Source organism: Neobacillus sp. GCM10027624 (genome assembly GCF_042675345.1).
In the GTDB taxonomy this organism is placed as follows: Bacteria; Bacillota; Bacilli; order Bacillales; family Cytobacillaceae; genus Neobacillus; species Neobacillus cucumis_D.
Genome location: NZ_JBHTHD010000008.1, coordinates 134332 through 147348 on the forward strand (window position 1 = coordinate 134332; position 13017 = coordinate 147348).

The window sequence follows — 13017 nt, forward strand, 5'->3', positions numbered from 1 at the left end:
TATTTGGAAATAAGAAAAAAGAAATATTTAAATTGGTCATATAAAATAATTTTTATCTTAATGGGTTTACTGGTATTAAAAGTTTCGGAATTTAACATTCTATTTAGGATTATCCATTGGTTTTGGAAAATACCGGTGGTTGGAACTGAAGAGCTCATTGGTACTATTAGTACTACATTGATCCTTATGCCCTTCCTCTTTATTGTAATGAAACAAAGGATTCGATTAGAGGGGGCAGAAGAAAAGTTCAAAGCCCTATCCTATTATGATGAATTGACGGGACTGTCAAATCGGAGATATTTTGAAGAGAAATTAACTGATTCACTAATAGATTTAGGAAAAGAAAATAAAACGGGCGTTGTCTTTTTTTTAGATTTTGATGGATTTAAACAGGTCAACGATAATTATGGACATGAAGTTGGTGATCTTTTATTAAAGGAAATGGGGAATCGACTTTTAAACTGCTTACGTAAAGAGGATACGATTTCACGTTATGCTGGTGACGAGTTCGTGATCTTCTTACCAGACACGGACAAACCTGCAATTTTAAAAATTGTAAAAGGAATCTTTGAGGAAATTAATAAGCCCTTTACCATCAATAATTTTCAAATCAAGACTTCCACAAGTATTGGTTTAGCCTTTTTTCCGGAACATGGAACAGATGCGATAACATTAATAAGAAACGCTGATTTAGCTATGTATAAAGCTAAATCACTGGGGAAAAACTCTTATTATATGTATGAACAGGGCGCTAATGAAGCAAAGAGTTGCTAATCTTATTAATTCCAGGCTAATAAAGGTCTGGATTTTTTCATGGAAAGATATTTGAGTACGCTGAAAGGCGGGCTTACAAAAGAGACTAATTCTAAGTTTTTTCAAATTGATTATAAGTTGAAATTTATCTATTTAAATAAATATTTTATTTGTATTTAATAATTTATTATCGAATGATCAAACCATTCAATTTCCCCCTTTTCTTCTATCCCTCTCCCCCACTAGTTCCAATTTTAGGAAACTAGTAAAAACACTAATCATTTAATAAAAAATACCGATATTATTTAAGATTAAAGAATATTTTCCAGATTTGATAGGTCTAGTATTAAAACGAGTGGTTATTTAAAGCAGGTCTTTTAAATACAAATCTTTTATTACGAATGATTAAAAAATATAGAATGATACAGGTGATGGGTGATGAAATGTTCCATGAATTGTTCATTAACACAACAATATTAATTACATTTCTTTTTGTAGGGCATCAAATTTATTTTTTATATTATTCTAATTTACACTCAAAATTGATTTCAAAATTGCTCTATGGTTTAGGGTATGGAGTATTAGGAATCGCTTTAATGTATTTTTCCATTCAAGTGAATGAAACAACAATAATCGATCTACGGTATGTGGTCTTTGTACTTTCTGCATTACATGGTGGATTTGTCACTTCCCTTTCAGCATCGATTGTAATCGCATTGGGGCGAATTTTACTATTTGGTATCAACACCTCGTCCATTTATGGAGTGATTTCAGCTTTACTTCTTGGCTTTATACTTGGAATCATTTCGAAATACCTTAAACAAAGCAATTGGAAAAATTGGGCGTTCCTTCAACTAATTTCCCTGTCGGTTGCCAGTATTTTCATAACCCATCTTTTAAAAGATTCAAATTTGTTGTGGGAGACATTAACCTATGTCTGGAGCTTTTCCCTGCTTGCCGGTATGTTTTCTAACTATTTATTAATTTTTATTTTTAAGTCATTTAACGATTCTAACGATTTATTAATGCGACAAGATGAATTAATAGAAAGTAAGGCAAAATTATCAGTTACGCTTGATAGTATTGGAGATGGCGTGATCACTACTGATATTAATGGAAAAATCACTTATATGAATCCAATTGCTGAAACCTTGACCGGCTGGCTTCAAGAAGAAGCATTAGGCAAAGACCATCAAGAGGTCTTAAATATTATAAATGAATTTTCACGAAAAATGGTAGGAAGCCCCATTATAAAGGCATTGGCGCAAAAACGTGTAGTGGGTCTTGATAAAGATACCCTTCTCATTACTAAGAAGGGAGCTGAGCTGCCAATTGATGATAGCGCTTCTCCTATTATTGATCATCAGGGGGACACCCTTGGAGCTGTAATGGTATTTCGTGACCTATTTGAAAAGAAAAAATACGAAGAACAGATTAGATATTACGCATTTCACGACACCCTTACAGGACTTCCAAACCGACGATTATTTTATGAAAAAATAGCCATCGCAATGGTTAACTCTCAACGGAATACTCACCCTATGGCACTACTGTTCATAGATTTAGACCATTTTAAATTTATTAACGATTCATTGGGACACGATTTAGGGGATTTGTTAATTAAAGAAGTGTCATCACGTTTAATCGCCTGTGTAAGAGAAAAGGATATTGTTGCTCGCTTAGGCGGCGATGAATTTACCATTATCATGGAAGATATCGCGAAAGAACAGTTGGAACAAACAGCTAAAAGAATGATCCAATCCCTATCCACATCCTATATGTTGAAAGGAAATGAATTATTTATCACTCCAAGCATTGGGATCAGCCTCTTTCCAGAGGATGCTACGGATGTGGATACACTTATAAAAAATGCTGATACTGCCATGTATTATGTCAAGATGAATGGAAAAAATAATTATTTTTATTTTAACAAAGAGATGAATCAACAATTAAACAGAAAAAGGTTGATTCATAAAGGGTTACGTAAAGCAATCGAAAAAAATGAATTTATCCTTTATTATCAGCCAAAAGTGGAATTGGGCACTGGTAAGATTATCGGAGTGGAAGCATTAATTAGATGGATGCATCCTGAACTGGGAATGGTCCCTCCAAATGAATTTATCACGATTGCGGAAGAAACAGGACAAATCAAGTCGATTGGAAAATGGGTGCTTCACACTGCATGCAGGCAAGGACAGGAATGGATAGAAAAAGGATTTATCCCCTTACGGATTGCCGTAAATGTTTCATTACAACAATTAATGCAGGACGACTTTATAAATAATGTCGAAGAGGTTCTACATGAAACAGGATTTAACGCTGCAAACCTGGAAATGGAAATAACAGAAAGTGTCATGCAAAGTGGCGAATACACCATCAATATGCTTCACAAGCTCAAAGAAATGGGAATCTATATTTCTATAGACGATTTTGGAACAGGGTATTCTTCTCTGAGTTATTTAAAACGCCTGCCGCTTGATGCATTAAAAATTGATAAGTCCTTTGTGGATGACATCCAAATTGATCAAACGGATTCTGACATCGTTAAAACGATTATTGCTTTAGCGAAAAACCTTAAACTTAAATGCATTGCAGAGGGAGTAGAAACAGAAGTTCAGACTCATTTCTTAAAAGAAAATGGTTGCCATGAGGTTCAGGGTTATTTTATAAGTAAACCGATCCATGTAACGGAGTTTGAGCAATTGATCGCAGGGTTGGCCAAGGTTATATAATTTATAATTCCAAGAACTCAAAATGGCCTCGAACATCTTACCATAACAGTGAATAAACTCTTAAATTCTGCTTCATTTACTTGAATTGCGAGATGTCTCCTGAAACTGATGGCGCAGTTATACAGGAGGCATCTTTTTTTCTCCGGGATGATGTAAAACATGATAGAAATAACTGCTTACCGAAAAAGGATCATCTCTCGACAACCGTTCTACAACGTTTTCTTATAAATTATTTAATTTCAACATACTTATCATTTTGGAGAAGCTTTAACTCCGTCTCCGTCTTTTGAAAATATTCAGCTATCTCTTTATCATTTACAGGCTCTGGGAAACTCCTTCTTCTTAGAGCACCATATTTACGTTTATTATAGAAACTCCAGAATCCTAATACCGCAGCACTCATCAATATTAATAAAAAAGTAAAGATTACAATGGCATCAGCATTCGATAAATTTAAGAAATAAAACCTTAAATTCAATTTACTATTGAGATGAGTGATAAAATTATAAAGGAATAAAAAAAGAAAGATCCAACCCAAAAGAGTAAAAAGAAAATCTAAAATTTTTCTGAACTTTGATTTTTTTATGGTAATAATCATCCGTTTCTCCCTGGCGTTTTATAAATGGAGTCCTCGGTCCGGGCTTTCCCAAGTGGCAAATTGCTTTTTATTTTTCTTTAAAATCATCAATCCTTTAGGTAAGGCCATGATGACTAATAAAGCATTGATATGCCAGTAAACAATAGGATACCAAATCCCCCATAATAGAAATTTCAAGATCCCTTTTTCATAATTTCTTTCGATATAAAGAGCCACAAAAAATTGCAGTAAACAGATAATAGAAAGATAATTCCCTATCCACATGGTAGGCATGATATATTGATGAAGAAAAATCAATTGATAGAAAAAAATGAGTGTTGAAATAAACCAGCAAATTGCCCACAAGACACTTAGCACCTGTTCAAAATAAACAGGAAATAGCCTTCTTTGTCTCCAATCTCGGAATATGTCTCGATGACGTAAGATAACTTCAATTCCACCTTGTGTCCATCTTAACCGCTGCTTCCAAATTCCTTTAATCGATTCAGGGACTAACATCCAACATAGAGCTTTAGGTTCGTAACGAATATCCCAAAAATCCCTTTGTAACTTCCAGGTTACACCAATGTCGTCGGTGATTAAGTCGGTATCCCACATCCCCGCATCTAATAAGGCTTTTTTGCGGAAGACCACAAAAACTCCAGATACCGTCATGACTTTCCCCAGCACTCTCTGAGTCCTTTTAATTAACCCAATAATACTGGAATATTCAACAATTTGAATCTTAGAAAGCAAGCTCGTCCGATTCCTTATTCTTGGATTTCCTGTTACGGCTCCGACCCGCTCTCCATTGTGAGGAGTAATAAAATGGGGAATCACATAGTTAAGCGCATCCGGATCAAGAATGGCGTCGCTATCAATTGTTGCAATAAATTCTCCTCTTGAAGCTAAAACACCTTGCTTTAAAGCGTTCGCTTTTCCTTTATTGCCCACAACATTTACGATTCGTAATTTTGGATAGGAATCTACGATTGATTTTAAGATTTCAAGCGTTCGATCCTTGCTTCCATCATTGATTACAATGATTTCATAATCGGGATAATTTAGTTTTGAAGCATAGCTTACCGTATCTTCAATGGTTTGTTCCTCATTATAGGCAGGAATTAATAAGGAGACAAAGGGTAATTCTTCCCTACTAAACTCAGGAAAGTTATTATTTTTTTCCTTCTTGGTGTAATAGATTAAACTACCAATGATCCATATAATCCCCATGACCAACGGATAATAAAATAGAAAAAGGACAAGAATATTTTTCAAATTCGAACACGCCCTATTTAAAAAAGTAAAAAATCCTTAAGAAGATATTACTGTTTAGGGATTATAATAGCAATCGTTTTATTTTATAATGAAGACTTTTATCATATAACCAAATTTGGCTGTATTGTCTCAAAAATTGATAATCTTCTCACAATAAAGTAAATAGGAAAATTTTATTATATATTTAAAAAATTAGGTAAAATGCACTAACAATATTATCATTTTATTGTATAATATACCTATTAATGACTCCTAATGCTATTTTGACATAATGAGGTAAGAAAATGGAAAAAGGAATTATCTGTTCGAATTGTCAATATTCAAATCAAATAGTAGAACTTAATTGCAGAAAATGTGGACATTCCTTAGAAACTATTAGTAGACTCAAATATAGAAGTGAACAAAAGGGTCAATCCAACCCTTTGCACGATGTTAAAAGTTCAATAGGTGAATGGGGTATTGCATCAAGAGTAGCTGTTTTGATTGGATTGGGATGGCTCATTTATAAATGCAGGATTCTTTTATTTTTGACGTTATTCGCGCTTTTTAGTGGGCTATTAGAACTTCTTTCTTCTTTAGGCTTTATAGGTCCACAAATACAAGATCACGTGTATTTTTTACAAAATGCTCAAGCAACCAATTTAATGAGTAACTATTTTGTTGTTTTTTCTATAACTGGATTTGTAGATAAGTTTTTCCCTGAGTTATTTCCGGGACTATTTCAGTATTCAGAAAAAGTCAGAACGAACATTCCTTCGTTTCCTTTTAGTGGTTTAATTAAAATAGTACTGATTTTTGTAGAACTATTATCTAAAATTATATGGATATTCTCTAGTAGCGTAATTCGTTTTATTACTTCGTTATTTAGTTTTATCTTTGTCATCATTTATAAGTTTTCTATCCCAATATTCTCTTTTATCATACGAGTTTTAGATTCACTGAATATCTCTTTAGATAAAACAACGAACAAAATGTATGATAAGTCAAAAAGGATAGAGAGATAAGTAATTTTCGGAAAATCACTATTTGATTCATACAATAGAAAAGACCATCATTGAGGTGGTCTTTTTATCTTGAAAAAACCCGGGTGCGCCTAACACATCCGGGTAATTTTAAGATATTCTTCTTTGCTTTCCACAAGTTTTACACTCATCTGTATAATAGTCGTATTTATGATATTTTCGGAACCTACAAAGAATCCTAAGTAATTTCTTCATGTACGATTACTCCTTAGCTGTTTAAATCTTATACAGCTAATCATAAAGGAACAACATTATCGAGCCATTACAGTTCAATTAAGAATGATTACATAACCATTAAATTAAAGTTAATAAAAAAGTTTAATGTTATTCAATAATAATTTGAAAATTGTAAAAATATTCACTTCAAATAGGAGAAACTCCCTATATAATAGACATAGGATAAAGCTGAATGCACCACTAACGTGAATTAATCAAGAGGGAAGGCGCCTAGGCTCCTTCCCTTTATTACATAGCTTTTTGTTGCAGATTTCCTTATTGAGTTGCATATCCACTTGGTAAACCCCAACTCCTATTCTAATTATTTGCTTTCACCCCTCCGACCGATTGGATCAATAGTGAAAACAACCTAATCAATCAGGTATTTTTCCCCATAAAAATAAATATTCTAATTGAAAAAGAGAGCAAGATTATGTAAAATTATCCAAGGAAATATATACTAATTGGAAAAGGAGTAGTCAAATGGGCGATATTTTATGGCAGATTCTTAATTTTGCAGGGCTTATAGCAATTATTAGTTTAATTGCTTTTGTAATTAAAAAAAGAAAAATTTCTAAAAAAAAGTAGAGGGTTATATTACATGAAAAAATATTTTATCTCATTTAGTATCATTTTTGGCCTAATGTTTTTATCAATAGTAGCACCATTTAAAGCAGAAGAATCAGATATTTTAGATGGAATTACTGACGCAGATTATGATGTGATGACAGAAGCTAAAGCCGAAAATGAAGTTGCAACTAAAAAAGAAGAAAAACAAATTGAATATTTATTTGAAGAATATAATCTAGAACCATTAACAAAAGAGTTACCTGCTAATACACCAGTTATTAATTTTGATAGTGTCAAGGAATTTAAGCGATTTTTAGAAGATACTAGTAAACCTACTGAAATTGAAATTAGTGAAGACGAATCAGAAAATAATCAGTTTTTAGCATCCCTGCTTGGTATAAGAACAGCCGATGCAGCAGTAAAAACTTATAAATACAGTGAGTGGCATGCAGCATCAAAGTTAAATCTATATGCAGATGTAAACCGTAATTCCAAAGGGAAAGTTACTAATACGGATGTATGGACAACCCTTACAGGAATTACATTAGGATTTGCTTGGGATGAAAAAAATGCCTATGCTAGCTTAAATTCTACCAAAACTGGTGGAAAAGCTTACGGAAGAGGTACTTTTTCCTATGTGATATTTGTGCAAGGTATAGGTACCATTTATTCTTATGATATTAAAATGTCACTAAAGTTTTAAAAATGAAAAGGCATTTATTCAGATACGAAAGTGTAATCTCTACATTTACCAGTCCCTTTATTATTGAAAGAGGTATATCCTCTCGTTTCCCTGAATCACTTTTTGACTACAATTAGATTAAAAAGTGCCTGAATTACTCTTCAAGTTTTAGTAATTACAAATTACCCAAAAATTAAAAGCAGAAGGTGATTGAGCCTTCTGCTTTAATTTTGAACGCCCCCTTAATCACAAAGCTAAGTTCATTTCACCCAAGTAAGCCCCTTTTTATATCTTCCGAAATCGTATATACACTACCTCTTCTAACATTCTACCTAAAATCAAAGAATCTTCTATTGTAAGCTTATATTCAGGTTACTAGTTTTTTCAATGAAAGTTTCATCAATTTTTTGAAAAACAGTTTATAATAAATAAAGTTATAGTTCGGGAAAAGGGTAAGCTGAAATTGGTCACCCATTACGCTGCAAGAGACTTTAATCTATTAATAGTACCTTAACCATAGACTTGAAATATGAGCGTTTGATATAGAAATTTAAATATGATGTTTAGGAGTTATGTTGATGGTCAAAGACATACTTGAACAAAAAGAAGTGCTAGAAAAATTGAAATTAAATGAGCAACAATATCGTTTAATCATAGATCACATACCGGAGATTCCAGAAAAGAAAGAACTACTTGAACAATTAGAATTAATCGATCAACAGTATAAATCGCTTTTTAAACATTATACCGACAGTGTTCTTTCATATGACTTAAATGATAAAAATTATAAGCATATGGCCTATCATGATTATTTAACTGGCCTGCCAAACCGAAATAAGTTAAATTCAAGCCTCCCAAATAAATTGATCATGGCGGCAGAAAAGAGACAAAATATTGCCGTAATATTTATGGATCTTGATCGATTCAAAGTCATCAATGATACCCTTGGTCATAATACAGGTGACCAATTATTAAAGGAAGTAGCTGTTCGTGTGAAGTCCGTATTAGATGATAAAGACGTCGTCTTCAGACATGGCGGAGATGAGTTTATTGTCATTTTATATAATGCGGATCGAGACGCGGCTTCTATGGTTAGTAGAAGAATACTAGAAGTTCTTTCTTCTCCATTTAAAATTCAAACTTATGATATTTTTACTTCTCCAAGCATCGGAATTAGTTTATTCCCGGAAGATGGCGAGACTGTTGATACCTTAATACAACATGCTGATTTTGCCATGTACCAAGCAAAAAAGGAAGGAAAAAATAATTTTAAATTTTATTCCTTGAATAACCAGGAATCAGATATTAATCCTTTGAAAATCGAAATGTACCTTCATAAAGCAATCAAACGAGAGGAATTAATCCTTCACTATCAACCGAAAGTAAGTTTAAAAACAGGGAAAATAGTGGGAGTTGAGGCTTTAATCCGTTGGAACCATCCAGAACTGGGAATGGTCTCACCTGGAACCTTTATTCCGGTTGCAGAAGAAACGGGGTTAATTATTCCAATTGGGGAGTGGGCACTTTATACCGCATGTAAACAAAATAAAGAATGGCAACAGAAAGGATTTTTTACAACGGTATCTGTCAATCTATCAGCCAAACAGTTTACTCAATCAAATTTGGATGAAATCGTAGCTAAAATTCTACATAATACGAAATTGGACCCTAAATATTTAGAATTAGAAATTACAGAAAGTATGACTGCGAATATCGAACGCACAATTACAACTTTACAAAAACTAAAAAAGCTTGGAGTCCATATTAGCATTGACGATTTTGGAACGGGCTTTAGTTCTTTGAATTATTTACAAAAATTCCCAGTTGATACATTAAAGGTTGATCAATCCTTTGTTCGGAAACTGCAAAATAACCCCAATGATGAAACGATAGTAAAAACCATCATTTCAATGGCTCATAATTTAAATTTGAGTGTGGTGGCGGAAGGAATTGAAACAAAAGAACAACTAATCTTTTTACAACAACATCTTTGTGATGAGGGACAAGGATTTCTCTTCACTCGCCCATTACCAGCAAAGGAATTAGAGGATTCCCTTTTTGAAATTGAAAAAATCGTGAAGGATTTTGGAATCCCTCAAGATACGAATGAACGTAAATGGTCCGAAGAATTAGTGCGTCAAGCTAAAAAGGAATTAAATGAAACCATCCGCTTACAACAGGGAATGATCTTTAAATTTAAAAAAATAAACGGGAATTTTATTCACACCTTATGTGATGGTGAATTATTGTATCGTTTAGGCCTTATTCCAAGTCTAGTGGTCGGTAAACAATTAATAGAATTTATACCTGAAAAGATTGCCAAAGAAAAGCAATTATGTTACGAACGGGCATGGAATGGAGAAGAACACGTTTCCTATGAAACAGAGGTGAATGGAATTTACTATCTTGCTGCCTTAAGCCCGATTAAACGTGGCGGTGAAGTAGTGGAGGTAATTGGTTCCTGTATCAATATAACGGACCGAAAGAATACAGAAAAAGCTCTACTTGAAAGTGAAAATAAATACCGTTTGATTGCCGAAAACATGTCGGACTTACTTATTTTGTTTGACATTAATGGAAACGGTATCTATGCATCACCGTCGCATTCAACCGTATTAGGTTATTCTCCGGAGTATTTTGAAGGGAACACTACCCTTCACCTGATTCACCCAGAAGATATTCCCGTGATCATGATGCAATTTGAAGAAATTATCAGGACTATATCCATTTCCAAGGTGGATGTTCGCTTATTACATGCCAATGGAGAATGGAAACTATTCGAATTAGTGGCGACACCAGTGATGGGTGATAATGGCGAAGTAGAGCATATTATGGTAGTCGGAAAAGATGTTACGGAGAAAAGATTAGCAGAAGAACGTTTATGGAATTCAGAGAAATTATCATTAGTTGGCGAGTTAGCTGCTGGAGTTGCACATGAAATAAGAAATCCTCTTACATCTTTAAAAGGGTTTATTCAACTATTCCAAGAGGGTCCCTTAAAAAAAGAACACTATAACGTGATTCTGTCGGAATTTAATCGGATTGAGGATATTATCAAAGAGTTTCTTTCCCTGGCAAAACCACAAGAAATTCAACTGAATCATATAAAAATCTCTACCCTGATAAAAGAGGTAGAAACATTACTAGAATCTGAAGCACATCTGAAAGGGATTGAATTTCACATAGATATAGAACCGGACCTTCCCCCCATCATGTGCGACGCAAATCAAATAAAACAAGTTTTAATCAATCTTTGTAAAAATAGTATGGAAGCTTTTGATGTTAATAGAAAAGAATGCATACAAATCACTGTTCTCATGGAAGATCAGGAAAATCTACTGATTCAGGTTCGTGATAACGGTGTCGGAATAAGCAACGAACGTTTAAAGAGACTTGGAGAACCCTTCTTTAGTTCCAAGGAAAAAGGAATGGGGTTAGGTTTAATGTTATGTATGAGGATTATCAGACAGCATAAAGGCAAAATTACATTCGAAAGTATTGAAAATCAGGGGACAACGGTAAAAGTTAGGTTGCCGCTTTCTTTGGGTGAATAATAAAAAAGTCGAATTCCATAGGAAGCGTCCGATACCAGTGAAAAAGTCCCCATATTTCTGATCAGATTTTTATTAATAGAGAGGAAAACTGTACGGTTTTCTTAACATGCCCCCCTAAATGGTATAATGGATGTTGACTAGACACCAACCCTAGGGGGTTTTTCATTTGCTTCGACTCTTTAAGTCCTTTCATGAAGTTTTGTAAATGAGCAATAATATGTTTGTAGTATTTTAAAAACCTAGTCCAGTTCTTGTGTAATAAAAGAAAGTTTATCTGCTGAAAGAGCAATCTCTTCAAAAGCCCCTCCCAATTCATTGACTACATTTACAATCGAAATGAGTTCATTATGTATCTTATTGTTTTGAACCATGGTATTTTCCATCGTATTTAAAATTTGTTCAAAATCATTTTCAGTTGTTTTCATATTAATATCACCATTTTTCACTTCGGCATTAATGTTTTCGAGTGAATTTGTAAGTTTTTCTACTTGTACATTCGTGTTTAGGATCAATGAAGATACATTTGATACAGAATCCTTCGTTTGCTCTGACAATTTACGAACTTCCCCTGCCACTACAGAAAATCCCCTTCCATATTCTCCTGCTCTCGCCGCCTCAATAGCCGCATTTAAAGAAAGCAAATTGGTTTGGTCGGAGATGCCAGTTACAATATCAACAATCTTTTGCATTTGGCTCAATAGCCCCAACAATACTTTAGAATCGTTAGATATTTCGATTATTGATCTATGTATATTTGACATGGTTATCGTCTGTTTACCTATTTGTTCTTTTCCATTTTCAGCTCGTCTCCTGGCAAGTAGGGATAATTCAGTTCCATTATTGGCCAGCGTAACAATTTCATTAGATTGTGAAATCAATTGTTGAAATGAATGATTGGTTTGTTCAGAAATAACAGCCAGATTTCGAGTTGCACTCGCTACGTTTTCTCGAACTGATTTTTTTTGCTCCTCTACTGATTCTTTTAACCTTTCTGTTTCAGCATCATATGCTTCTAGAACTAATTGTTGCTCCAAGTTTAGGATTTTCGTTACTGCCCTTATCGCACGTAGGCAATCATCTTTTTGAAAAATACTTTCTTCAATAATATTCATAAGGGACAAAAGGAGATCTTGAAAGGCACACATATACCATTTTGTCTGAAGACCGATTCGAACGTGAATTTGCGCGATTTTAATCCTTTTTTCTAAATAAGATTCATCCACTATCCCTTCAAACATTTCTACTATATGTCGCATTAACGTCTTTTTCAGTCTGTCAATGGAACTGTTATCATTAATAATTTTTAACAAAGAAGGTTCATTCTCCAGATTTTTATAAAATTGATCAACGATGCGATTGATATTTTCTTTTACATATGGCTGTAAAGTATGGATCACCTGTAAATCTATTTTGGTTAGACCGATCATTTCTAATTGTTTTTCCACCACACTGCCCTTGGAGATATTTATAACCCCATTCGAGCCTCGTAAGTTAAGCTTTGAATCGTCTTGCTTTAACTTTAAAAAAAACATGAATGTTCCCCCTATCTACACGATGTTTATATGGGTATATTATACTATTTAATCATAGAACTAGGCACTTCACCCCAACAAAATTTGACAATCTTTTGAAT

General features: G+C 33.6%; 9 protein-coding genes. 6 read left to right on the top strand and 3 right to left on the bottom strand.

What is annotated here, in order from left to right; genetic code table 11:
• Window positions 1-3: 3 nt before the first annotated feature.
• Both ACFQZ9_RS11965 and ACFQZ9_RS11970 read left to right on the top strand, forming a co-directional pair.
• On the top strand, window positions 4-774 hold the full coding sequence (locus ACFQZ9_RS11965) for a diguanylate cyclase domain-containing protein (protein WP_498943955.1): 771 nt from the start codon (window positions 4-6) through the stop codon (window positions 772-774).
• Window positions 775-1196: 422 nt separating this feature from the next.
• Entirely contained in the window at window positions 1197-3485 is a 2289-nt protein-coding gene (locus ACFQZ9_RS11970) for an EAL domain-containing protein (RefSeq protein WP_498943956.1), read from the top strand.
• A gap of 229 nt (window positions 3486-3714) precedes the next feature.
• Here the strand turns inward: ACFQZ9_RS11970 and pgaD are convergent, their stop codons facing one another.
• Entirely contained in the window at window positions 3715-4083 is a 369-nt protein-coding gene (gene pgaD / locus ACFQZ9_RS11975; RefSeq protein ID WP_498943957.1) for a poly-beta-1,6-N-acetyl-D-glucosamine biosynthesis protein PgaD, read from the bottom strand.
• A gap of 18 nt (window positions 4084-4101) precedes the next feature.
• The gene (pgaC, locus tag ACFQZ9_RS11980) at window positions 4102-5340 is read right to left on the bottom strand and encodes a poly-beta-1,6-N-acetyl-D-glucosamine synthase (RefSeq protein ID WP_498943958.1); all 1239 of its coding nucleotides are present in this window, start codon (window positions 5338-5340) and stop codon (window positions 4102-4104) included.
• Between the two features lie 284 nt (window positions 5341-5624).
• Here pgaC and ACFQZ9_RS11985 point away from each other — a divergent pair, with 284 nt between their 5' ends.
• The 4 genes from ACFQZ9_RS11985 to ACFQZ9_RS12000 all read left to right on the top strand — a co-directional run bounded on the left by ACFQZ9_RS11985 (window position 5625) and on the right by ACFQZ9_RS12000 (window position 11384).
• Complete coding sequence (locus tag ACFQZ9_RS11985) at window positions 5625-6344, top strand: hypothetical protein (RefSeq protein ID WP_498943959.1); 720 nt, start codon at window positions 5625-5627, stop codon at window positions 6342-6344.
• A gap of 717 nt (window positions 6345-7061) precedes the next feature.
• Window positions 7062-7166 (top strand): LPXTG cell wall anchor domain-containing protein, encoded by a 105-nt coding sequence (locus tag ACFQZ9_RS11990; protein ID WP_498943960.1) that lies wholly within the window; start codon window positions 7062-7064, stop codon window positions 7164-7166.
• A 13-nt stretch (window positions 7167-7179) separates the two neighbouring features.
• A complete protein-coding gene (locus ACFQZ9_RS11995) occupies window positions 7180-7851 on the top strand; it encodes a hypothetical protein (RefSeq protein WP_498943961.1) in 672 nt (223 codons plus the stop codon).
• Between the two features lie 557 nt (window positions 7852-8408).
• Complete coding sequence (locus tag ACFQZ9_RS12000; protein ID WP_498943962.1) at window positions 8409-11384, top strand: EAL domain-containing protein; 2976 nt, start codon at window positions 8409-8411, stop codon at window positions 11382-11384.
• Window positions 11385-11623: 239 nt separating this feature from the next.
• Here the strand turns inward: ACFQZ9_RS12000 and ACFQZ9_RS12005 are convergent, their stop codons facing one another.
• Window positions 11624-12916, bottom strand: a complete 1293-nt coding sequence (locus ACFQZ9_RS12005) for a protoglobin domain-containing protein (RefSeq protein WP_498943963.1) — start codon at window positions 12914-12916, stop codon at window positions 11624-11626.
• Between the last annotated feature and the right edge of the window lie 101 nt (window positions 12917-13017).